The 23,593-nt window shown below is 32.5% G+C and carries 24 protein-coding genes; 6 read left to right on the forward strand and 18 right to left on the reverse strand.

Annotated elements, in window-relative coordinates; translation table 11 throughout:
* Nucleotides 1-38: 38 nt before the first annotated feature.
* A complete protein-coding gene (locus ACN0TY_RS11785; RefSeq protein WP_236959961.1) occupies nucleotides 39-854 on the reverse strand; it encodes an HAD family hydrolase in 816 nt (271 codons plus the stop codon).
* Between the two features lie 9 nt (nucleotides 855-863).
* Complete coding sequence (locus ACN0TY_RS11790) at nucleotides 864-2,213, reverse strand: serine hydrolase domain-containing protein (RefSeq protein WP_417444666.1); 1,350 nt, start codon at nucleotides 2,211-2,213, stop codon at nucleotides 864-866.
* Between the two features lie 232 nt (nucleotides 2,214-2,445).
* Here ACN0TY_RS11790 and ACN0TY_RS11795 point away from each other — a divergent pair, with 232 nt between their 5' ends.
* Entirely contained in the window at nucleotides 2,446-3,216 is a 771-nt protein-coding gene (locus ACN0TY_RS11795) for a S1/P1 nuclease (RefSeq protein ID WP_417444667.1), read from the forward strand.
* 1 nt (nucleotide 3,217) lies between these two features.
* On the opposite strand, the gene ACN0TY_RS11800 is transcribed toward ACN0TY_RS11795, so the two are convergent.
* Together ACN0TY_RS11800 and ACN0TY_RS11805 are read right to left on the reverse strand one after the other, a co-directional pair.
* Nucleotides 3,218-4,072, reverse strand: coding sequence for an AraC family transcriptional regulator (locus ACN0TY_RS11800; RefSeq protein ID WP_417444668.1), 855 nt, complete (start codon nucleotides 4,070-4,072; stop codon nucleotides 3,218-3,220).
* A 1,226-nt stretch (nucleotides 4,073-5,298) separates the two neighbouring features.
* Nucleotides 5,299-6,174: an AraC family transcriptional regulator gene (locus ACN0TY_RS11805; protein ID WP_417444669.1), complete on the reverse strand. Its 876-nt coding sequence runs from the start codon at nucleotides 6,172-6,174 to the stop codon at nucleotides 5,299-5,301.
* Between the two features lie 223 nt (nucleotides 6,175-6,397).
* Here ACN0TY_RS11805 and ACN0TY_RS11810 point away from each other — a divergent pair, with 223 nt between their 5' ends.
* On the forward strand, nucleotides 6,398-6,994 hold the full coding sequence (locus ACN0TY_RS11810; RefSeq protein WP_236959956.1) for a DUF3244 domain-containing protein: 597 nt from the start codon (nucleotides 6,398-6,400) through the stop codon (nucleotides 6,992-6,994).
* Between the two features lie 60 nt (nucleotides 6,995-7,054).
* Here the strand turns inward: ACN0TY_RS11810 and ACN0TY_RS11815 are convergent, their stop codons facing one another.
* The 5 genes from ACN0TY_RS11815 to ACN0TY_RS11835 all read right to left on the reverse strand — a co-directional run bounded on the left by ACN0TY_RS11815 (nucleotide 7,055) and on the right by ACN0TY_RS11835 (nucleotide 11,667).
* Nucleotides 7,055-7,402: a MauE/DoxX family redox-associated membrane protein gene (locus ACN0TY_RS11815; RefSeq protein ID WP_417444670.1), complete on the reverse strand. Its 348-nt coding sequence runs from the start codon at nucleotides 7,400-7,402 to the stop codon at nucleotides 7,055-7,057.
* Nucleotides 7,395-9,182: a DUF885 domain-containing protein gene (locus ACN0TY_RS11820; protein WP_417444671.1), complete on the reverse strand. Its 1,788-nt coding sequence runs from the start codon at nucleotides 9,180-9,182 to the stop codon at nucleotides 7,395-7,397. The genes ACN0TY_RS11815 and ACN0TY_RS11820 overlap by 8 nt, the downstream gene beginning before the upstream one ends.
* Before the next feature lie 64 nt (nucleotides 9,183-9,246).
* A complete protein-coding gene (locus tag ACN0TY_RS11825) occupies nucleotides 9,247-9,648 on the reverse strand; it encodes a hypothetical protein (RefSeq protein WP_236959953.1) in 402 nt (133 codons plus the stop codon).
* 141 nt (nucleotides 9,649-9,789) lie between these two features.
* Entirely contained in the window at nucleotides 9,790-10,887 is a 1,098-nt protein-coding gene (locus ACN0TY_RS11830) for a lipid II:glycine glycyltransferase FemX (protein WP_417444672.1), read from the reverse strand.
* A gap of 102 nt (nucleotides 10,888-10,989) precedes the next feature.
* Nucleotides 10,990-11,667, reverse strand: a complete 678-nt coding sequence (locus tag ACN0TY_RS11835) for an ATP-binding cassette domain-containing protein (protein ID WP_417444673.1) — start codon at nucleotides 11,665-11,667, stop codon at nucleotides 10,990-10,992.
* A gap of 1,259 nt (nucleotides 11,668-12,926) precedes the next feature.
* Here ACN0TY_RS11835 and ACN0TY_RS11840 point away from each other — a divergent pair.
* Nucleotides 12,927-13,604: a class I SAM-dependent methyltransferase gene (locus ACN0TY_RS11840; RefSeq protein WP_417444674.1), complete on the forward strand. Its 678-nt coding sequence runs from the start codon at nucleotides 12,927-12,929 to the stop codon at nucleotides 13,602-13,604.
* 20 nt (nucleotides 13,605-13,624) lie between these two features.
* Here ACN0TY_RS11840 and ACN0TY_RS11845 read toward each other — a convergent pair whose 3' ends face one another.
* The 3 genes from ACN0TY_RS11845 to ACN0TY_RS11855 all read right to left on the reverse strand — a co-directional run bounded on the left by ACN0TY_RS11845 (nucleotide 13,625) and on the right by ACN0TY_RS11855 (nucleotide 15,606).
* Nucleotides 13,625-14,149, reverse strand: a complete 525-nt coding sequence (locus ACN0TY_RS11845) for a GNAT family N-acetyltransferase (RefSeq protein ID WP_417444675.1) — start codon at nucleotides 14,147-14,149, stop codon at nucleotides 13,625-13,627.
* 57 nt (nucleotides 14,150-14,206) lie between these two features.
* Nucleotides 14,207-14,893, reverse strand: coding sequence for an AIM24 family protein (locus ACN0TY_RS11850; protein ID WP_417444676.1), 687 nt, complete (start codon nucleotides 14,891-14,893; stop codon nucleotides 14,207-14,209).
* Between the two features lie 74 nt (nucleotides 14,894-14,967).
* The gene (locus ACN0TY_RS11855; RefSeq protein ID WP_417444677.1) at nucleotides 14,968-15,606 is read right to left on the reverse strand and encodes an MOSC domain-containing protein; all 639 of its coding nucleotides are present in this window, start codon (nucleotides 15,604-15,606) and stop codon (nucleotides 14,968-14,970) included.
* A 289-nt stretch (nucleotides 15,607-15,895) separates the two neighbouring features.
* On the opposite strand from ACN0TY_RS11855, the gene ACN0TY_RS11860 reads away from it, so the two are divergent.
* The gene (locus ACN0TY_RS11860) at nucleotides 15,896-17,035 is read left to right on the forward strand and encodes an ImmA/IrrE family metallo-endopeptidase (RefSeq protein ID WP_417444678.1); all 1,140 of its coding nucleotides are present in this window, start codon (nucleotides 15,896-15,898) and stop codon (nucleotides 17,033-17,035) included.
* Nucleotides 17,032-17,535, forward strand: coding sequence for a DUF4411 family protein (locus ACN0TY_RS11865; RefSeq protein ID WP_417444679.1), 504 nt, complete (start codon nucleotides 17,032-17,034; stop codon nucleotides 17,533-17,535). Before ACN0TY_RS11860 ends, ACN0TY_RS11865 begins: the two co-directional genes overlap by 4 nt.
* A 605-nt stretch (nucleotides 17,536-18,140) precedes the next feature.
* Here ACN0TY_RS11865 and ACN0TY_RS11870 read toward each other — a convergent pair.
* The 5 genes from ACN0TY_RS11870 to ACN0TY_RS11890 form a co-directional block, all read right to left on the reverse strand.
* The gene (locus tag ACN0TY_RS11870; protein ID WP_236959944.1) at nucleotides 18,141-18,617 is read right to left on the reverse strand and encodes a hypothetical protein; all 477 of its coding nucleotides are present in this window, start codon (nucleotides 18,615-18,617) and stop codon (nucleotides 18,141-18,143) included.
* Between the two features lie 125 nt (nucleotides 18,618-18,742).
* Nucleotides 18,743-19,126: a DUF3037 domain-containing protein gene (locus tag ACN0TY_RS11875; protein ID WP_417444680.1), complete on the reverse strand. Its 384-nt coding sequence runs from the start codon at nucleotides 19,124-19,126 to the stop codon at nucleotides 18,743-18,745.
* Nucleotides 19,116-19,895: a HipA family kinase gene (locus ACN0TY_RS11880; protein WP_236959942.1), complete on the reverse strand. Its 780-nt coding sequence runs from the start codon at nucleotides 19,893-19,895 to the stop codon at nucleotides 19,116-19,118. The genes ACN0TY_RS11875 and ACN0TY_RS11880 overlap by 11 nt, the downstream gene beginning before the upstream one ends.
* 95 nt (nucleotides 19,896-19,990) lie before the next feature.
* Nucleotides 19,991-20,950, reverse strand: coding sequence for a 23S rRNA (adenine(1618)-N(6))-methyltransferase RlmF (gene rlmF / locus ACN0TY_RS11885; protein WP_417444681.1), 960 nt, complete (start codon nucleotides 20,948-20,950; stop codon nucleotides 19,991-19,993).
* 157 nt (nucleotides 20,951-21,107) lie between these two features.
* The gene (locus tag ACN0TY_RS11890) at nucleotides 21,108-21,482 is read right to left on the reverse strand and encodes an ester cyclase (protein ID WP_236959940.1); all 375 of its coding nucleotides are present in this window, start codon (nucleotides 21,480-21,482) and stop codon (nucleotides 21,108-21,110) included.
* A gap of 314 nt (nucleotides 21,483-21,796) precedes the next feature.
* Here ACN0TY_RS11890 and ACN0TY_RS11895 point away from each other — a divergent pair, with 314 nt between their 5' ends.
* The gene (locus ACN0TY_RS11895) at nucleotides 21,797-22,330 is read left to right on the forward strand and encodes a DUF4494 domain-containing protein (RefSeq protein WP_236959939.1); all 534 of its coding nucleotides are present in this window, start codon (nucleotides 21,797-21,799) and stop codon (nucleotides 22,328-22,330) included.
* A gap of 118 nt (nucleotides 22,331-22,448) precedes the next feature.
* On the opposite strand, the gene ACN0TY_RS11900 is transcribed toward ACN0TY_RS11895, so the two are convergent.
* Complete coding sequence (locus ACN0TY_RS11900; protein ID WP_417444682.1) at nucleotides 22,449-23,333, reverse strand: hypothetical protein; 885 nt, start codon at nucleotides 23,331-23,333, stop codon at nucleotides 22,449-22,451.
* Nucleotides 23,334-23,593 lie beyond the last annotated feature (260 nt).

Genomic DNA, 23,593 nt, shown 5'->3' on the forward strand with positions numbered 1-23,593 from the left:
ATTTGTGTATAAGACTTCTTTTTTGCTTAAATGTTACATTATTTAAAAAGTTTCTGTAAATATTTGGCTACACCATCTTCTTTATGATGTGTAGTAATGGCTTTTGCAACTTGCTTTACTTCATCGCGAGCATTTTCAACAGCAACACCAAGGCCAACAGCGCCAATCATTTCGACATCATTATAATTATCTCCAAAAGCAATTGCATTTTCTAGTTCTATACCAGGGTAGCAACACGCTAGCATAGCATTAATCCCTGTAAGTTTAGAAACTTCTTTGCTTGCAATTTCAATGTAGGTATCTTTAGATCGGTAGAGGTGAATGGAATCACTAAAATTAGCTTCCAAGAAGGCATAAACCTTATCAATATGTGGTTTTTTACCCATGCACATAATTTTATGAGCTCCTTTATTTTCTTTCTTCCAAAGAGAAACCACCTCTCTATTTGTTTTAACTTCTGGAGTAGTTTTTGTAGTTCTCTGCTCTCTTTGAGCCCAATAATCCATACAATCTACATACCAATCGTTAGCATTAAATAGACTGATATGAATGCTATCTTCTCCAGCATTTTCATTTAATTCTACGAGTTGGTCTATAATAGAAACTGGAATTTCTGTAGAACTTATAACTTCGTTGTCTTTAATAACATAAGCTCCATTAAAGGCAATTAAAGGATTATCGATAATATCTAGCTCTTCTTGTAAATGATGCATTTGCTTAGGCATTCTTGAAGACACCATAATTAGTGGCATCTTATCTTTTACTTTAAGCATTTGTTCTATGGTAAAAGGCGTAAGCTCTCTTTGTGGACCTAATAAGGTTCCATCGATATCAGTAAAAATAATTTTATACATCCTTGTGGTTTAAGGGGTTGTTTTTATAAATGGTATTTCTTGTCCGTTTTGGAAGAGGGTAAGCCCAACAACTGTATCATTCTCATCATGTTCAAATACAATCTTAGCTTTTACTACTTTATATGAGAATGTAAAATCTCCTTGATAGAAAATAGGAAATTCTGGTTGCCCAGAAAGTTTTGCTTTAAGAAGTCCTTTTTCATCCACTTGAAAATCATAAGTTAGACCTAGGCCATCGTTTATAAAATTCCCTTCGTATTTTATAAGTTCTTCAGGAGTAATTTCAACACTCTCTTTAGCAAAATCTAAAGAGTTATTTTTTGGATCTATCAAATATTCAGCAATATCTTCAGCAGGACTAGAACCAGAGTTCGTCATTACAGCAATTACTCTTTTATTTTTTTGATCAACGGCTATAAATGTTCTAAAGCCACCTGTACCGCCACCATGAAATAGCACATTGTTATTGTTTATAAACCAGCCAAGGCCATGCTTTTGCATTTCTTTATCTGTAAATTGTAGTGTAGTAGCTACTTTTTGAGCTTCTGATAATGGATTTTCAGGATTTAAATAAGTTTTACCGTATTTAACCAAATCCTTAATATTAGCACGTAAACCTCCAGCTGCAGCTATAGCTTTAAAATTCCAATGCGGAACTTCTTGATCTACAATATATCCTTTTGAGAAATTTTCTTGCTGAAGATCTGGAACTGTAAAATAAGTATTTTTAAGTCCTAAAGGAGCTAAGACTTCTTTTTTTAATAGCTCTTTATAAGGTTCTTTTTTGTGGATAGATAGTATTTCACCTAATAACCCTACTCCAAGGTTAGAATATTCGAAATTCTTACCAACACTTCTAGGAATGTAATGACTTAAAAACGAAAACATATCGTTTCGAGAATAAGAAGCATAAGGATTCAGTTGATTTGATAGATCCATATTCCCTGGAAGCCTTGGTAATCCACTACTGTGAGTAGATAGATTTTTTAAGGTTACTTCTACACCTTTTTTATCAGTAAGGTTAATAGAGTCAGGGAGGAAATTATTCACAGGATCCTCAAGAGTCAAAGTATCTTCTATGGTATATTTTGCTAATAGGAGTCCAGTATATGTTTTGGTTATGGAGCCTATTTCGTATAGTGTATTCTCATCTGCTTTTAACTTTTTAGAAACATCTTTATAGCCTTGAATATAATAATGAGTTCCCGTAGAATCAACTAATCCAATCGCAATAGAAGGATTAATTTTATTATTAACTCTATATTGAACTTCTTTCTTTATATTCTCTGGGATTTGCGAAAAACCAAAGTTAAAGAAGCAAACTACTACCGAAAAAAATACGGTATATTTTAATCTCATCACTTATTGTTTGTTAGTGTTGGTTTAAACATGTTTAATTCATTTAGCATTTAAGTAGATAAGCTTGTGTTTTTTTTGGGGAAGAACGTAACGTATTATATACGCTAACTTCCATTTGTAAAGGTACTAAAGTGTTAGGAATATTAATAATGGATGTTAGATTATAAATCTATTCATAGATTTAACATCTACTTAAAGGTAAGAGTTTTATTTTTGTCAAAAATTTATAACCATGCGTTTTATATTTATTCTAGCAATACTTTTTTTTCAACAATCTTTTGCAAATACTCCATATTGGGGTAAAACTGGACACCGAGTAGTTGGTGAAGTTGCGCAGCAGCACATAAAAAACAGCACTAAACGTAAGATAGAAAAGTTGTTAGGAGGGCAGAGTCTAGCCATTGTTGCTACTTATGCAGATGATATTAAATCTGATAAAAGATTTAGAGGTTTTAGCCCTTGGCACTATGTTAATTTCCCTTTTGATAAAGATTATAAAGATGTTACTCCTAGCGAAAATGGGGATATAGTAATGGGGATTGAGAAATGTATTAGTGTTATAAAAGACGACAACGCCACTCAAGAAGACAAAGTTTTTTATCTGAAGCTCTTAATTCACTTTATTGGAGACTTACATCAACCGATGCATGTTGGAAGAGGAGAAGATAAAGGTGGAAATGACATTCAGGTACGTTGGTTTGGCGATGGAAGTAATTTGCATAGAGTTTGGGATAGCGATATGATAGATTCTTACGGAATGAGTTATAGTGAGCTAGCAAATAATCTTCCTGTTTACTCTAAGGCTCAACAAGAAGCTATAACAGACGGCACTCTTTTAGATTGGGTTAAAGAATCGCAACAATTAGCTATTAAAGTCTACGGTTCTGTGGAAGTAGGGGAGAAGCTAGGTTATAATTATATGTATGATAATTTTGATACAGTAAGAGCCCAATTAGAAAAAGGGGGATTGCGATTGGCTAAAGTATTAAATGATATTTTCTAATCTATTCATTTATTAAATCTAGGCGGTACTGCTTTGGAGTTTTATGAAATCTACTTTTAAAAGATTTTGTAAGGTGACTTTCATCAGTAAAACCTAATTCATAACTTATTTCGGAGATAGTATAATTGGTATTTCTAAGACGATATTTTACAAGCATCAATTTATAGTTAATAACATATTGACGGATACTTTCCCCAGTTTCTTTTTTAAATAAACTCACAATATTAGCTTGAGACATATTGAACTTAGTAGCCAAATTTTCTATTTTAATAAGTTCAGGGTCGTAAACATTCGTACGGATGTATGCCAAAATCTGATCAGATTTTTTTAGATCTACCGAAGGAGTAATATCCTTATTTGGATTGTATTTTTTTATAATGCTTCGAGCTATAATACTAATAGAAGTAGTAATCCCATTGGTAATAATACTCCAATAGAATTCATTTTTATTTTCATATTCTTCCACTATAAAATCATGAATTCTCCAAAGCCTCTTTCTGTCTTCGGGACTAGAAATACAATCTCCAGGCATAATATTAGGATTATGTAAGATATGTTCAATCCTTTCTAACCAGTATTTCCTATCAGGAAGACTAGATTTATTAGAGAATAGAATTTCTGTAAATTGTAATGCAGTATAACTTGTCTTTTCGGTAGGTTTTATAGTAAAACTATCCTCGGGAGCAGTTAAGAAAATGCTTCCCACTTTGTAGGTCACATCGATGTCATTAATAGTACACACACCCTCTCCAGCTCTAATATAGATAATCTGAAAATAATTATGTCTATAATTAGAGACCTTCTTAAGTGCTATATCTTCTTTAACTATAAGGAAGCCTTCATGAAAACTACTCATATTCGATGCTAAATATTTAAAATCAGTTAATTAAATCAAAAATAGAAAAATTTATGGTAGTTTTTACAAGTTACAGAAGATAAAGCTGTTATAACTTTGTCTCGCACTAAAATAGTTCTCATAACATTTATTACTATTTATAGTATAAACGTTAGTTTGATTATTTTTTAAGTTGGTTAGTTTGAAAAGCCACATTCACCCTATGGATGTGGCTTTTTGTATATCCGTAATAATGAGTTAGCTATAAAAGTTAATGAACTCTAAAAATGAAATTTTTGTATTGTTTTTTACAAGTTAAAAGCTTTAGTAGGGTTGTAACTTTGTAGTGTAATTAAGAAGATAAATAATACGTTCTTTAAAATAGGTTTCATAAATAATGATGTAAGTATTTTCATCATGCCTGCAAATATAGGCAGGTTAGATTTTTTTGATTGGTTAATTCGAAAGGGTCGCACTTCCCCTCAAACCCAAAACTTGTGCGACTCTTTTATTTTTAAAGTGTAATAGTTATTCAAAATATAAATTCAAGAACATACAATAAGTAAGTAAATAGTAGATATGATATAAAGATTTGTTTGATTATTTTTTAAGTTGGTTAGTTTAGAAAAGCCACATTCCTCCCTAAGAATGTGGCTTTTTTGTGTTTATACAATTGGTTAGTAATTAAAGGTTAACGAATTCTAAAAAGGAAATTTTTGTATTGTTTTTTACAAGTTAAAAGCTTTATTAGGGTTGTAACTTTGTAGTGTAATTAAGAAGATAAATAACACGTTCTTTAAAATAGTTTTCATAATTAATGATGTAATTATTTTCATCATCCCTGCAGATAAATATGCAGGATAGATTTTTTTGATTGGTTAATTCATAAGAGTCGCACATTCCCTCAGACCCATAACCTGTGCGACTCTTTTTATTTTAAAGAGTAATAGTTATTCAAAATATAAATTCAAGAACATATAATAAGTAAGTAAATAGTAGATATGATATAAAGGTTAGTTTGATTATTTTTTAAGTTGGTTAGTTTGAAAAGCCACATTCACCCCTATGAATGTGGCTTTTTTTATGGCGTTCCCTTTCGGTCAGGCTTTCTCAACTCGCTTTTACTGCTTAGAGATTTTATTAAAAATACATATCCAATAATTTGAGGAGCAAACCTTTTGCTTTTTGAGATTAATAGTAAAGAGCTCAAACAAATTGCTCAATCCTTAACGCAAATCAGTTATAGATTAATTTTCAAGAACTGTTTTTAGTTCGTTTCTATATTGAGAAGGTGTTTTACCAGTAAACTTTTTAAAAGATTTATTGAAGTATGAAAAATTATTAAATCCGCTTTCAAAACAAATCTCTGTAATTCCAATAGGTTTTTCAGCTAATAACTTAGAGGCATGAACCAATCTATATTCATTTACAAAATTTGTAAATGTCTTTCCAGTTATCTGTTTAAAATATCTACAAAAAGAAGGAACTGTCATACCAGAAATATCTGCTATCTCTTGGAGTGTTATTTGTTGCTGGAAATTTTTCTTCACATAATTAAAAACAATATTTATCCTGTCATTATCTTGAACATCAGCTTGTAAAGAATATCCTTCAGCATTTAATATTTGATAATCTTCAGATAATTGTAATTCATTTAAAATAGAAAGGAACCCTAGTAAACGTTCAAAATTATTTAATTTCTCTAATGCCTCTATTCTTTCACCAATCACCTCTTTAGTCTGTCCTGTAAATGCTAATCCACCTTTACACCTTTTAAATAGTAAGGTAATATTGTTCATTTCTGGTTTAGACATTAATTCTTCCCCCAGAAAATCAGGAAGCATTTGTATAACAACCTCATTTTCATTTCCAGTATGTTTATCTGTAAATCCACAGTGTGGGAGATTCGTTCCTATTAATATAAGATCTCCGTCTGTATAATAAGAAATATGACTCCCAATCTGCCTTTTCCCTGATCCACCCTTTACATATACCAATTCTATCTCTGGGTGGTAATGCCAATATAATGCATTCTGATTCTCGTTCTCATCAAACTTTATGAAAGAAAAAGAACTACCAAATGTAGGATTAATGACTTCTAATGCAGGTTTTTTAATACTCATAGCAGTAGTAATTTATTATATAAAGGTAGATGTTGTTAAAGAGGCAAATATACAAAATATTACCACAAATATGTGCTATTTTATCATTAAGAAAGTGTTAACATGCTACTTGTGGTAAAATAGTGCATAAACTAGAAAATCCTGATGTATTTTAACTGTAGTATCCGTCTTACATTTGTAATGTAGTTAAAATAAATGTATAACCATTTAAAAATTGCTTGATATGAAAAACACATTAAGAAACAGTATGCTAGTTGTATTACTAAGTATTGCAACTTTAGGAATGGCAAGAGCCAACGATTTTTACCTGTCAGTAAAAAAAGGAGATAATAGAACTGTTGATTTGTTCGTAGACCACAAAGATCAACCAATAGCAATTTCATTCGTAGATGCTAAAGGAGAAGTTTTATATAACTATAACTTTAAAGATTTACCAGAGAACGTAAAGAGATACAACTTTAAAGGACTTCCAACAGGAAAGTACTATTTTATCGTAGAGAATGACATTAAAATAGAAAAAGTACCAGTTATTTTTACAGATGATAATACACTTGTAGATAGAGAAAACGAGGAGGTTATTTATAAACCATACTTTAGAAATGATAACGGAATAGTAAGCGTTAACATGCTAAGTATAGATAAATCTCCAGTATTCGTAAAAGTATACGATGAGTCTACAAACGAATTATTGCACGAAGAAATATTAAAGGGAGAAAAGAGCTTAGGAAAAAGATTTGACTTCACAAATGTAGAAAAGAAATCCTACAGATTTGAAGTTACTAGAAAAGGAAATACATTTTACAAAACAGTTAGCTTGTAATCTTATAATTAGATTTTAAAGTTCGAAAAGGGAGTTGTTAGAGCTCCCTTTTTTTTGTTTCTATAAATAAGAATACGCCCAAAACATAAACGCAAATTGTAACGGAACACGTATTATTAACACCCACCTTGGGGCTACTTTCTCAAACTTCTTCTCTTTAAGCATATAAATATGCACAGGGATAAAAGCAATTAACATTAGTATAATCCCCCAAATAGCATAGTCTTTTAATGTTGTAAAGAGCAATACTCCAAACAGAATTTCTGCTACACCACTTAAATATACCATCTCTTTCTTATATGGAATATAGGGCGGCATAATCGAGAGATACTTCCTCGGACTTATAAAATGTAATATTCCAGCTATGATGTATAACACAGCCATTAGATAATAGTGCCAATTACTCATTCTTTTTATTTTTAAAAATCCAAGTGTTTACTTTTTCTTCTAGTAGTTTTAAAGGGATACATCCCGACTCTAAAACTATATTATGAAATATCTTTACATCGTATTGATCGCCTAGCATTCTTTTAGCTTTATCTCTAAGAGCTATTATTTTAAGTTGCCCTATTTTATAAGATAATGCTTGCCCAGGCCAAGCCATATAACGCTCTATTTCTGAGATTATACTTTCTTCGGATTCTGCCTCATGTGCCAAAGAATATTCAATTGCTTCCTCTCGTGTCCATCCTTTTGTATGGATTCCAGTGTCTACAACCAAACGAATAGCACGATGCATTTCTGCACTTAACATTCCGAAGTATTGATACGGATCGTTATACAAACCTAACTCTTTTCCTAATGATTCTGAATATAGCGCCCAACCTTCACCATACGCACTATACCAAAGTGTTTTCCTAAAACTAGGTAACTTATCATTTTCTTGTTGTAAAGAAATCTGATAGTGGTGCCCAGGAATTGCTTCATGTAAAAATAAATCCTCGTCGGCATATACATTGTATTGCTTTACATTAGGAATTGGAACGTAGAAAATTCCAGGTCGTGTTCCGTCTAAAGAACCAGGGTTGTATTCTGCACTAGCAGATGCCTCTCTAAAGGCTTCCGTTCTTCTAACTTCAAAAGCTGTTTTTGGAGTGAGGTCAAAGAGTTTGGCTAACTGCGGCTTCATCTTTTTATGAATCTCATTGAAGTTCTCAATTACCTCTTCAGGAGAATCAAAAGGCATTAATGCTCTTTCTGTTCTTACCGCATTGAAAAAAGATTTTAAATCGCCGTCAAAGCCAACGGTTTCCATAACTTTCTTCATTTCCTTTTCAATCCTAGCAACTTCAGAAAGTCCTAATTTATGAATAGAATCTGCCTCTAAAGTTGTTGTGGTATAAGTTTGTATCTGATGCCCGTAATAAGCATTTCCTCTTTGTACTTCTTTAATCCCAGATGTTTCTCTGCTCGCATCTAGGTATGTGCTTTTAAAGAAATCTTCGAGCTTTTTATAAGTCGGGATGATTTTATTTGCAATCATTGATTCATATAAAGTAGCGAGGGTATCTCTTTCAGCAGCAGTAAAAGAAGAAGGTATATTTTTAATAGGCGTATAAAATAGGTGTTCCTTTGGGTCTCCAGAACTAAAACTCTCCATTTGCGGAATTACTTTTACCGTGAGTGTTTTTGGTAATACATAGCCTAATTTCATTCCCTTTTTCATGTTTACAACGGCAGTATCACACCAAACTACATAATCATCCAAACGCTGCAACCAATTTTTATAATCTTCAACTGTCTTAAAAGGCTGTGCACTTGTTCCTCCAGCAAGCTGCCCAATAGTTTGCGGTAATGAAGAAAACTGATTTATAGGTGTTAGCTCTGTAGGATATTGTAATTTATCGATATTGATATTACACTCCCACATAAGTACATCATAACTCATTTTTTGCTCCTTACTTAAAGAGTCTTTGGTATAATTTAGTAGCTCACTTTTATATTTAGAATAAAATTCCTTTTCCTTTTTCTTAAAGGAAGAGCTAATATCGTTAGGCAAGTAATTATTATAGCGATTATCTCCAGCATACGTTGCATTTAGCGGATATAGCTTAAGACTTTCTTCATAATATGCTTTAAAAATAGAATCTATAGGAGTTTTAGTAACCATAACTTCCTTAGGAACCTCTTTATTTTTACAAGAAGCCATAACAAGCAAGAGTATGGCAATGGAGATAATATTTTTCATCGATTGGTTTAAATTGAGTATCTAATTTAAGTGTTTAGATTTGGGCTTGTTATTATTTTTACGATTAAGACATCTTATGATATTCTGATCTTCTAAAGCGTATTGCTTCCCAATCGTTATTTATCTTTACATTTTTTACTGCCTCATAACGGTGATTCAATAAAGGATGCCAATCGTAATCATCTGTAATATCTGTGGTGAGTGTCTCCGATTTTTTCCGAGGATGCGCAACCCATAAAACAACATCTCCTTTTAATTTTGGATGAAGTGTATGCACTTGGTTCTCTAATTCTTTAATAGTAGAAACAAAAACTAAAGCAAATTCCATCTTATTTACTTGAATAAGCGATTGATAGATCTCAATATCTACCAGTGCTGCCAACTGTTCAGCAAATCCATCAGGCTCATTAATAATAAGAATCTCCTTTTGGTGTTCTAGTTTCAGTTTTTCAAATAGCGTTTTCATGTTTTCTAGCGGTTTGGATAACTTATACAAGTTAAAGAAAATATCAACCCCCAACAAGATTATATACACGAATAAGCTGTAAAAAAGTTCCTTAGCGTATTAGAGAAAAGCTCTGTGTGGTAATTATATATGTGCTAATAATTAATTACTAGCTTCTTGGAGTCGGAATAAATCGTATTCCTTTTGATTAAATGGGTAATCCCAGCATCCCATTCTATGGAATAATTCTCCTCCAAATCCCTTTTTATAAACATGAACTCCACGCAATGGATGCGATTTACTTAAGTTTGGCGCAGAACCAAACATATCGTATTCTGTACATCCCCATTGCTTGGCAGTTTTTATAGATTCCCATTGGAGGGCATAACTAGCTAGTTTATTATCCGAAGAAGAAGCTCCGTATAAATAGTTTCCACGTTTATTAGATAATACTAAAAACATAGAAGCTAAGAATTTATCATCATGACTTGCCATTAGCATTTTTACATTAACGCCATTCTTATGGTTGTCTTGATTGTTTAAAATACGTTCAAAATAAGCTTCACTTTGCAGTCCCATTTGGTGGCGCTGAGAAGTTTCTACATAAAGTTTGTACCAATCTTTAATGTTTTCTACTCCATATTCCTTTACTTCAATTCCCTTTTTATTTGCCTGTCGGATATTATATCTCGTGTTGTAGCGCATATTATAAAGGAGATCTTCTTCTTTCTGTTTTAAGTCTAAAAAGAAAGTATTCTTTGGTAATATATCACTCGGACTTTTACGTAAATTCCATTCAGAAGTTTTGTAATTCACTCTAAACTCTTGAATCCTAGTTTGCGGCGGACCGTTCCAATTTCCTTCCGCATCAAAATACTCGTCTTCCGTAGCCCATTGGTTTTCCCAAATCAAATCATAACGGATAAACATACAGTTTTCGGGAAGATGAGGTTTTATAGTTTCCGAAAGCTCTTCTAAAAACAACCCTTGATTTTCGAAAGTAGGTTCTATTTTTGGACCGTAAGGTACGTATGCGTAACAGAAATCTGGAGTTATATATTTTATAAGCACCAACAAATCGTCTTGTGCTTTTGCCAAATCACTCTCTGAAGTTCCTAAAAGGTCTTTAGAAATAGTGACTTCAAATCCATTAGGAATAAATCCCTGTTGGTCTTTAAGCCGCCCCCAGTATGGTGTTTGAGGTAAAATATTTGTTGGGTTAATGTCTTCAATCTCCTTTTTCTCTACAGTACAAATCATCCAAAAAAAATTTCGTGCAAAGTTAAAAAAAGTGTCGCAGTTATTAAAATTATACAGGCTTGATCTATTGAGAGCGAATGTAGTAGTAATCCTAAATATTCTTTATAAACTTAGTTTGTCAATTTTATTCCCAACTGTAAACTTCTTCATCTCTTCTTCGAGACTACTAAAATCTTCCTTCTCAACTTTTCTTATAATTTGTCCCATTTTCATGAGATAGATTTCATTACATGTATCAGCTAAAGTTGAAAATATATGAGAAGAAATAATAATAGTCTTCCCTAAATTTTTAAGCTTAATAATAAGTCCTCTGATAATTAGATTACTTTGAATATCTACTCCGTTAAAAGGCTCGTCAAGAATAAAGACATCATTTTTTTGTAATAGAATGGCGGTTAGTGCTAACTTCTTTTTCATTCCCGTAGAATAAGTAGAGGCATATTGATGTAAAGGTAAATCGAATATATTTTTCTCTTCGATGTCTTGTAACTTTACTTGCCTTGTATTAGCTAGAAGTTGTATGTATTCTTTTCCTGTGATTTTTGAAAAAAAATAGGGCTCCGTTAATAGTAATCCTAAGTGATTTTTTAAAGGCTTGAAATCAGAAGATATTGTCCCATCATAACTTTCAAGTCTAGAAATACATCTAAAAAGAGTTGTTTTTCCTGCTCCATTTTCTCCAACGATTCCATATACTTTTCCCTTTTCAAATTCTAAATTTATCGCGTTAAGAACCTGTTTCTTTCCGTAAAACTTAGATAAATTGTTGACTTTAATCATTTTAAAATAGTGTTTAATCGTTTTACAGATTGTGAATAAAATAGGGGAATGGTTATAAATAATAAAGGAGGAAAGATAAAGCTAACCGCAAAAAGTATCCCCTGTGATAAATTCATATTATTAGGGAATGCAGAGTATTTAGCTAATATGATTGTAGCTAGATAGCAATAGCTTAATAAAAAGAATGTCTATTTCATTAAAAAAGAAAAACGACAATGGTAATACAATAGGAATGCATAAAATGGTAAAATATAACAAACAAGTTTTAATCTTTTCTTTTAAAAACTCATGTGGATTTAAATTGAAATTCCACACATAGTATTCGTTTTCTATTTTAGAGTAGAAGTAGAAACAAACAAATGCAATAATAAATATTGAAAAAACACCAAGATTAAAATTACCTTCTCTTATCGCGATATAATTTAATAGGTATGCAATAGGGAATATAAAGAAAGTGTTTCTAAAGCCTACTACAAACTCAAAAGGCCTTTTGCTAAAAGGCGTTGGAATGGTGTAGTTAAAACTCATGTTTAAAGGAACTAAGCCAATGATTGTATTTATAATGCAAAGGATAAGAGCTGCTAAGTATAATTGTTTATAAACTAAAAACAGTATGAATGGTACGGAGCAAATTATGTTCTCTACGATTCTTAATTTTAGGTAGTCCCTCTTATTATAAATAGATTTTAAGAAATCATTTCTTTGAGATTCCGATAACTTGGAAGTATAAAATAACATGAATAGTCCATAAAAATAGACAGCGTATTCTGTTTTTGAAAACAAATATTCAGACAGTAAAACAAATAGTATGGGAATAAGAGTATAGCCGAGTAAAAGGGGAAATCCGTACTCAATTACCTTTCTATTTAGCATTTTAAATTGAAGAAGAAAGTATTCTTTCATTTAGTATTTATCTATTACTGAAGTATAAATCAATACGTTTTCAGTAAAATCAAATATATATCCTAATATTTTATTTTATTGAATGATTGATTATTAACGTTACTCTACAAAAAGGATTTACTTATTCTTTAATATAATATTTGTGTTGTTAAGTATTGTAACCTCAACAAGTAGGGAACTTATATTCAAAGTACTAATATAGCGTATTTCTGTCAATAACATTTAGTTAGGGTCTTGCAGACAAAGAAGAGCAGATCAATAATAGTTTTATAGCTATGGTCTACTATTGTATTTATTCAATTTTAATAACACTATTCCATATAATTTGTAGGTTTGTTTTAATAGTAAGCAGGTTTATGAAGGATAATAATAGCGGTGCAAAAAAAATAAAGAAACCATGGCCAACAAAAGACGCTATGGAGCAGGTGTATGCAATGAAACTCTGGGGCGATAATAAATCTGATTTCTACTCAGGTTTCGGGTCTCATGATCCGGAGATTGTAAACCCGTATATAGAAACGGTTACTTCGTTTCTTACTTCTTTTAAAAAGCCTTTGGTAGTTTGCGATTTAGGCTGTGGAGATTTTAATGTGGGTAAAGAATTGGTGGCACATACCCAAAAGTATATCGCTGTAGATATTGTGGCAACTCTTATTGCTCGCAATAAAGAAAAGTTTAAGGATAGCAATTTAGAATTCCATTGTTTAGATATCGCTAAAGATAATATGCCAGCTGGAGATTGTGTTTTAGTGCGACAAGTATTGCAACATTTATCGAATGCAGAAATACAAAGTATCGTGCCTAAGTTGGTTAACTTTAAATATATTATCCTAACAGAACACCTCCCAGAACAAGCGTTTACTCCTAATAAGGACATTATATCTGGACAAGGAATCAGGTTGAAAAAGAACAGCGGATTGAATTTATTAGCTCCTCCATTTAATTTTAAAGTACAAGAAGAAAAGCAACTGCTATCTCTCACTTCAGAAGGGTATAAGGGAGTTATTGTAACTACAATGTATACTGTCTTTTAAAGCGACTAGTTTCTAGCTTTTTATTTTCCAAAAATAATAGGGTGGCATTCCGCTACAAACTGAGCCACATCATCAGAGGAGATTGCGTTGGGGTAGGACATCAATAGGAATTCTAATGGAGATTGTTGCGCACTCAAAGCGGGTGCTTTATAATGGTGCATATTTAATTTAAAGCCTAAGCGCTCATAGAATTTTATTCTTCGCTTGTTAATTGCAGTGTCTGGTAATTCTACCTCTAAGAGAATTGACTTCTTATTATCGCTTTTAAATTTCTCTAATATTAGTTTGCCATATCCTTTATTTCTATGAGCTGTTGCCGTAGCGAAATGATCTATATATCTATAAGCATCAAAATCCCACCATAAAATAATCCCTATTAATTGTTGCTCCTCCATTACTATATCAAAATGATAAGCAGGGTTTTTCATCACTTGGGTTTGAACGGCAAGCAACCTCCGTTCATCAAAGGGAAAGGCTTCTTGATATATTTCCCACGCTTCAGAAAAATAATTATCAGTAGTATTTTTAAGTCTTATGAGTTGCATTAAATCTAGTTTGCGTAAAGATAATTACTTATATCCTCCTAAGAAAGTTACATAGAATTAGTAAAAGAAGCTTAGAATACGATTAATTATTCCTCCACTTGAAGACATCTCATCTTTGTCTCTAGTCTGAAGCCAGATTTCTCCATCTCCTTTTATTGAATATAAGAAGCCCTCTCCACTGCTCACAAGTTCTTTTAATCCACGGGAAACACGTTTAATATTTAAGTGGCTATCATATGCTACTAAATAATCTTCATCTATTAAATATTCCTTCTCGGGGCTTAATTTTTTGTTTATAATTTCTCCATATCCAATTAAAAATAATTGCCCTTCTCCAGATGCCTTCATTTTTAAACCATCATGAGCAACAGCCCTCCAATTTTGCTTAATTATCTTTAATTCAATTTTATTAGTTCTAGCAAAATGAGCATCAGGAGAAATGATTACTGATTTCTGATTGGTGATTTCAACTTCAAATATTTCTGCATTCTGATTAGGGGAGAATAGCATTTCCATTTTTTCCTTTGCATTATACTGGTTGTAAATAATGCTCTTTCCTCCAAAAGCTATCCCTATCCAATTGTTGAACGTTTTTGCTTCTGATTTTGTTATCAATTTATAATCTCCATCAGAAAATATTAATGCACCCCTTTCTACAATAATACTTTCTAACTCATTTAATTCTACCTTTAAGTGTGAGTATGGGTGGCATGTAATAGTTGTCTTCATATAAATGGATGCCATATGCTTGTATTATGGCAGCTATAAATATATAGATTATATTCTTTGTCAGTAGGATTGTTTGGAAAATCTATAACCTATTCTTTAATATACTTACTAAAAAACATTCTCTTTTTTGGCGGAAGGGCTTTACTATTTGCGGCTATCTTTAATAACTCTTGGTTCTTTTCTTTTGCCCATAGCAACTCAAATAACTGAGCAACCGTTAAGCTGTTTTCTGGTTGTTCTACTAAAACAAACTCGTCATTGTTGGCCACATGGCCTTCCTCTAAAATGCTTAAGTAAGTACCTCCAAAGCCGTGTTCTATAAACTGTTTGAGTACTTTCTGAGTCCCAAATTTATAGCCAAACTTATAACAAGGCTCTCGCGATTGAGAAACCTGTACAGCGGCTTCGCCTACTTTATAAATGGCTCCCAAATGTACCTTGCGCTCATCGAAGTTAGAAACAGTAAGGTTCTCTCCAAACATTCCCCATGTCCACTCCAAATCTGGATATATGTTTTTCCAATACGGATATTGTTCTGCAGAAAACATATAACAAGCTTTATAATAGCCACCATGATACACACGGTTGGAGACCTCATCTTCTAATACCTCATTTTTAGATAAGTAAATAGGAGTATCAACAGGCTTTTTGTAAATACCCGTAGTCTCTTCTTTACCATTCCAAATGAATGTTGTTGGCTTTGCTATGTTAGTGGAGATAATCTTCATGAAATGCTTTTTTCTTTAGACGAAATAAAAATAAACAAATTAAGGGTGCTAATTATCTTGTTTAGTAGAAAAGAAGAGATGATAGGGTAGGCGGTAAGCTATAAGCGGTATGCAGTTTTTGCTGATTAGTAAATTACTCCTATTACTTTGTATATATCCTTTTTTATATCTCTAAAAAGGATAATTCAATTTAATGATTTAGTGAAAGCATTCATATTGTATGTAATATGAAAATCAATCGACTAAAGATAAAAATAGTTAGTAATAAATAATAAATTATATTTGCTTAATGGCAACTAGGATTGAAAATATAAATTCTGATATTATAAACTGGGCAATTACTAGAGCAGGTAATAACCTTGAAGAATTTTATGCGGATAATCCTGATGTTTTAGATTGGATAGAAGGAAATAAAAAGCCTACTATAAAACAATTAGAAAACTTCACTCATAAGGTCCACGTTCCTTTTGGATATATGTTTATGGCTGAGCCACCAAAAGAAGAAATTCCTATACCTTTTTTTAGAACTGGGGCATCACCTAGAGATAATGTTTCTTTAAATGTTTACCACACTATTCAAATAATAAAGGATAGACAAAATTGGTTAACAAACTATTTACAAGAAAGTGAGTATCCCGATTTGGATTTTGTTGGGAAATACAATGATAATTCTGATTATAAAGAGATTGCGAATGATATTAGGAACACATTAAAACTACCTGTTAACTGGGCTAGTAAACTTGGTAATTGGGAGCAGGCTTTAGATTATTTGACAATACAGATTGAAGAGATTGGAATAATTATCAATTTTAATGGAATTGTAGGAAACAATACTAGGAGAAAAATTTTAGTTGAAGAATGTAGAGGTTTTGTTTTAGTAAATAATAAAGCACCTTTTTTATTTATAAATTCAGGAGATGCAAAAGCAGCTCAGATGTTTACTTTAATACATGAAATAGCTCATATTTGGTTAGGAGAAAGTGCTGGATTTGATAATAAACAAATGCTTCCAGCTGATGACCCGACAGAATTGTTATGTGATAAAGTTGCAGCTGAGTTTTTAGTTCCTGAAGTTTTCTTTAAAGAAAAGTGGAATAGTAGTCAAAACATAAAATATTTAAGTAGAGTTTTTAAAGTTAGTCCAATTGTGATTGCTAGAAGAGCATTAGATTTAAACTTAATATCTAAATCTACTTTTTTTGATTTTTACAACAATTATATTGAGGAATTTAAAAACAAAAAAGAAAACCAAAGTTCTGGAGGTAATTTTTACGCTACTGCTAAAAAGAGAATTAGTTTAAGGTTTGCTAGTTATGTAAATAGTGCAGTAAATGAAAACAACCTTTTATATAGAGACGCATATAAATTAACAAATTTAAAAGGTAATACATACGAGAAGTTTATTAATGAATACCTATATCAAGTATGAGTAAGTACATTGTAGATTCAAACTTCTTTATACAAGCCCATCGTTCAATTTATCCTCTTGATGTTGTTCAAAGTTTTTGGTTAAAAATTAATGCGTTATCTCAAAACGGAACAATTGTAAGTATTGATAAAGTAAAAAAAGAAATTTACGACAATTCTTCGCACGAAGATGAGCTTAAAATTTGGTGTGATTCTAATTTGCCTGAAGATTTTTTTGTTAATACAGATACTGTCCTTCAAAATTATATTGCGATTATAAATTGGACTAATTCAATGTCACATCATTTTACATCAAATGCCATTCAGGAGTTTCTTGAAACTGATTTGGCTGACCCTTGGCTTATTGCTTTCGCTATGAGTAATAATTGGACTATTGTTACATATGAAAAAAGCCAACCTGAAAGAAAAAACAGAATAAAAATACCTGAAGTTTGTAATCAGTTTAGTGTACGGCACATTGATACAATTCAAATGTTTAGAGAATTAAACGAAAGCTTCTAAAGAACCCACCTATTATTAAAACTTAAAAAAGGAAGTCTATTAGATATATACAGAAAATTAAAGTAGAAGTCTTAAACATAAATCACAATCAAGCAAATTCACAGTTTCACAGTTTCGCAAATTTGCAATCTCACAACTTCACATTATCCCTATAAAAGAGACTTTAACAGAAAAATACATCCGTTTAGGTCAAAAGGTGTCCCGTTTAGGTTCTTTAATGATAATTTTAATTAAAAGGGGGGAAATTATGAGTGCGACACTCATAACTTTAGCGAGGATGAATAAAACTTTAAGTGATTTGATGAAAGTTTTAATGACGGAGGTCAAAATTTTAATCGTTGGGCTTAAAAACATCTATTTTTCACCTAAACACATCATTAAAAGACCGAAACGGGACAGTAAATAACCCAATGACTTCTATTGGGAACCTAAAGACATCTATAGTTTAGCTAAACGCTGCTATAACTCACCTAAAGATATATAGGGCGGACTCAAAACTTTAGGTTGCGTACCTAAACGTTTAGGTACGCAACCTAAAAGAATTAGCCTCCAAACCTAAATTTTTAGGGATGGAGGCTAATCGTTATATGCTAGCAACTAAAGGTTTAAGATTCGTTCTCGTCTTCTTGTTTTTTTCTTGTTCTCGGAAAGAATTGCTTTAAATCTGCTACTTTCTCTGTGTACCCATTTGCACCTGCGCCTTTTTTGTATTGTGCGTGGCTATAATCTAGCAGCGCATCTTGGTAGTTGTCGTAATCATGCAGTGTTTTTGTACTTTCCATTTGGTAGGCTACACTCTTTATACGTTCTAGTGTGTTTTCTAAAAAGCTTCGGGACTCAAAATCTTTTTTAAACTCTATCCAATCTACATCTTTGGTGCTTAGTTCTGGTGAACGTTTATTAAAATCGAATACCTTATTAACCAGTAGCTTATTCTGCTCGTTTATAGATCCGTATTTTATACGCTCATCTTCTGTTAATGCTGTTAGTTTTCCGTTAATTAGTTTTTCTAATTGGTCTACTAGCGAGTTGATTTTTGATTCGTCAGCATTACTAAGCTTTGTGGTAATCACATTTCTCATGGCTCTATATTTATGGGTTATTTTTCTAAATATAGAGATTAAAATCTATAATAAATACATATCCAGTACATTATAAATTTCAGAAGTAATTTTTATTCTATAAAAGAGGCTTTTTCTATGGGGAATTATAAAACGTATTTTTCAAATATATCTTTTAATGCTTCCTCGGGGTCTTCACATAAACCGGGGTGTGTTTTGGAGCTTTGTATAATGGTGCTTCTGGAGGCTGCTAACCAGCGGAATCTATCTGAGAGTTCTAACTTCCCAATGGCGCCACCAGAGGCTTCCCCTTTGCAGATATGTGTCCATGAGCTTAAATAATCTTCTAAAAAATCTATAGTTAATTCATCAGTAAAAGCCTTTAATTTATGCTCATCGATATGGTATTTCACACCAAGAAATTTCTTCCCTTTCGAGAAAAGTATCACTCCTATATTAAAGAATTCCTCTCGTTCTACTTTAGGTACCAACCTAATAATTGCATATTCAAATTTATTCTTATTTTGCATCTTCTGCCTCTTTAACAAGTATATCAATCTTAGAAAGTCGCGTGTTTAAAAACTCCATATATGCACTTCTCATTTCTTGTGGGGTGAGTGCATCTCCTTCCGTTATAAGCCATTCTTCTGGGATGGTATTTACAATTTCAGAAATTTTTTCTGGAGTTACTAACTGTTTTATTTCTTGTGCTGCTTGCGTTAAATTACTGGCACGTTCCAAAAGTACATGGTCTTTTATAAGAGGGAATGTTCTGGAGAGATGCCCTTCCCAATGTTGCCAATTATGATGAAAATACAAACTAGCACCGTGGTCTATAAGCCATAATTCTTTATTCCAATTTAGGAGGTTTGTATTTTTTGGCGTTCTGTCAATATTACTAATTATACTGTCTAGCAATACGACTTTAGAAGCCGTAGTGGCGTCTCCAACAGGAACAAGCGGATCGTAGGTAATGGCGGTAGATAAAAAATGCAAGCCTAAATTTAAACCTACACTAAATTTTAAAAGGTCTTGAATCTCTTCATCGGGTTCCGTTTTACTAAAAGAATCGTCTAAATTCATAAATACCAACTCTGGTACTTTTAATCCGATTGCTCGTGCCAATTCTCCGCCTATAAGTTCTGCTATAAGCGCCTTTTTACCTTGCCCAGCACCTCTAAATTTAAGCACATAAAGATAGCCATCGTCTGCCTTTACAATGGCAGGAAGTGAGCCGCCCTCTCGTAAGGGTTTTATGTATTGAACCACATCTACGGTTCTAATTTCTATTGTATTCATAGTAACGAAGGTACTAAAAAGTTAGTTGTTTTTTGGAAGCTATCACCAACAGGGAGCTCCTTTTATATGGGCGTTAACAGTGAAGGCAACGGTTTTTATTTCCACCTGTTTTTTATCCAATTCTGTTGCTCTTGCTTGTTTAAAAACGTCCATGCTACAATGCGTGTGGATTTATTTCCAGTGCCCATTGGGATGGTTTTTATGGTAGTAGCTTCTACTTTTTTAAGGTGTTTATAAATCCCTTTTAAATTAGATTCCTTGGAAACTAATGTTGTAAACCAAAAGCAATTCTTATCCATTTTCTTACTATCGGAAATCATATTGTTTATAAACTGAGACTCACCACCTTCATAAATCAACTCATTACTAACGCCAGAAAAATTAAGCGTAGGGTGCTTATCTTTTTTTCCTGATAGATTCTTAACCTTCCGCATCGTTCCTTTTATAGCATCTTCTTTGGAAGCATGAAATGGGGGATTGCAAATGGTTATATCTACAGCTTCTTTTGCGCCTATAATTCCTTTAAAAATAGCATGCTTATCTTTTTGTAACCTACATTCAATTTTATCTTTAAGTGAAGGATTGGCGGCTATAATTTTTTCTGCTGAAGCAATAGCAGCTGCATCAATATCCGAACCTATAAAGTTCCAATCGTAAATAGCCACCCCAAGAATAGGGTAGATGGTATTGGCACCAATACCCACATCTAAACAGGTAATTTTACTCCCTTTAGGAAGCTTCCCAGCATTGTTTTCTGCTAATAAATCTGCTATATAATGTAAATAATCGGCTCTCCCAGGGATGGGCGGACAGAGGTTATTGTCTGGAAAATCCCAATGCTCAATTCCGTAATAATGATGCAGTAAGCCTTTATTTAAAAGTTTTACCGCCGCAGGATTGGCAAAGTTTATAGAAGGCTCATCAGACTTATTTAGCTTTATATGTGCCGCCAATGCTGGCGTGCAAGCTACCAAAGCCGCCAAATCGTAATTTTCTCGATTCTTATTACGAGGGTGGAGCTTTGACTTTATAGATGGTTTCTTATTGGGAGCCATAATTTATAGTTATTTCTTAGCTGTTAGGTATGTACCACTATTTTAAGGAGATACATGGTATGTAATTCTGATAAGTCACTTTAAAAAAATCCCTTTTTAAAAGTAGGCATAGCCAGCGATTTTGTAAATATCAGAGAAGCCCAATATATAAAAATCTCTAGTACATTTTATTTTTATTTGCCGAAGTTAGTGGTATTTGCTGAATGGCATCCCAATGTTCTACAATTTTATCGTGCTCATCAAACCTAAAGAAATCCATCGTAACATATTGATCATTTCCTGGCCATACTTGATGCGTATGTAAGGCAACCAAATCACCCTCGGCAATTACCCGTACAAAGGTTATACTCTTATCGGGATACTCTTTTTGCATCCTTTCAAAATATTCAATAAACCCCTTTTCTCCATTTGCCACAGCAGGATTGTGTTGTATATACTCCGCTCCAACATACAATTCTACTGCTTTCTTAGGATTGCCCTCATAAGCTGTTCTGTAAAAATTAACAGCATTGTTTTTTCTGATTTCGCTCATAGTGATTTCGCTTTTAGATATTAAGAAATACTTTTCTATAGTATGATTATCAAATTAAAATTAAGTTTTAGTCCATACGCTATGTACGTGGTTTAGACTAGTTGCTTTAAAGGTAATTTACCTATTTTACTTTGTGGTTAAAAGCGGCAGTATAGGAGGGAGGTTTATTGTTTTTTAATATATCAAATTTAAGCAACTATTTTAAAATAAGGGAGATATACATCTGAATTTTAAATTGTGAATATCTATTTTGGAAATTGGCAAACAGATTCTTTGGTAACGGTTATATTTGGCACCCTTTAAAAAATAAAATTATGAGTGCAACTTGGTACGAATGCAAAGTAAAATATAGAAAAACAAACGACACTGGTGTTCAGAAAGTAGTTACAGAACCTTATTTGGTAGATGCTGTTTCTTATACAGAGGCGGAGTCTAGAATTAACGAGGAGATGTCTGCTTATATTAGTGAAGAGTTTAAGATTACCAATATAAAAGTAGCGAACTACGCAGAGATTCACCCTTTTGAAAACTCTGATCGCTGGTTTAAATCGAAGGTAGCTTTGGTTGCCTATGATGAAGAAAGTGGGAAGGAGCGCAAAACAAATATGTATTTGCTGGTACAAGCAAATGATGTAAAAGAGGCGTACGATAATACGGTAGGAGTGATGAAAGATACGATGGGAGATTATACGATCCCAATGATTTCTGAATCTCCAATTATGGATGTATTTCCTTATTTTTCTGGTGAAGAAGATGATTTGGACAGTGTAAAGAAATTTATTGAGGTTAAGAATTCTGTTATGGAAACAGAAGAGGAGGAAGTAGAAGCTGAAGCTCAAGAAGCTTAAGAGTTTATATATAATTCATAAAAAAATCCGTCATGTAAATACACGACGGATTTTTTTATGCTTATAATTCTGGTCATTGCTTTATAAAACTCAGTTGAGTCTAAAAGCAAACAATAGATTATTTTATTATTTCTGCTCCTTCAGGAACTTCAAAATAGCTGTTCTTTACAGTTTTATCAAACTTAATATTATCTACAGTAATCTCAGTAATGTATTCTCCAGCTTTCTCATCTTCAGTAAGCCAATGTGTGTGGTAACCAGTAGCAAGCTCAATGCCATCTACAACGGTAGTACCTTGAACTTCCATTAATTTCTCAGGATTATGTCCGCCATCTTTAAAGTATTCTGGATACGAAACGATGTAACGAATTACCGCCAACTTATGGTCTTTCTTTCCGAAGTAAAGAATATAGTAATCATCTGGAGCATCGCCTGTACCTGGATCAAAAGTTACTTTTATAGTATTATAAGGCTTATCTTTATATTGAGTATCTGCTAGTTTTTCTAGGTTTACTCCCTCACCATCAAAAATAAAAGGTTGCCCTAGGAAATAGTAAGGAGTTAATGCCCAAAAACGCATATCGTATGGAAAAACAGTAGAATCTTTTACCTTTTTCCAAGCTTTCTCTCCAGTCCATCCGTACTCTTGAGTGGCATCTGTAACATGTTGGTGACGAGATTTATTACTCCATATATCTACCGTTTGGTTGGTATTTCGACGTGTTTTATCATCCAAAGGTTTGTAATCAAAATGAAAAGAAAGGGCTCCATTGCTGTACCATTTTTTTAGTCCGCCGTGGGCTTCCATCGCATTCCAAACAATTTTACCAGCTTCACTTTTATGTAAACGTTCTGAAGCTTTCTCTACTCTTTCATCAATCCAAGATTGAGGTTTTAGTACAGTATCTACAACTGCTGGAGTTTTTTCTTTTTCTGATGTGTCTTTACAATTTGTTAGTGAAAATGATACACATGCAATAAGGATTAATAAACGATATTTCATGAATTGTTTTTGATTTTTAAGATAGGTTAATATCTCGATTTATAATTGGTTTTTTAATCTTAACTAATAAGACGTAGCGCTAGCAAAAAGATAACAAAAAATGATGTATTTATATAAAATAGGAGAGCATTATGCATTTGCTTACTTGTTTTGAGCATGATATTGGAGCGCCCCTAGTTTATATAAGTGCTTCTGTATTTGATAGCTAGTTTAGGATAGTATCATAAAAAAAGCTGTATAGATTTAATCTCTATACAGCT

Origin of the sequence: Joostella sp. (assembly GCF_048266025.1) — a bacterium.
In the GTDB taxonomy this organism is placed as follows: Bacteria; Bacteroidota; Bacteroidia; order Flavobacteriales; family Flavobacteriaceae; genus Galbibacter; species Galbibacter atrarenae.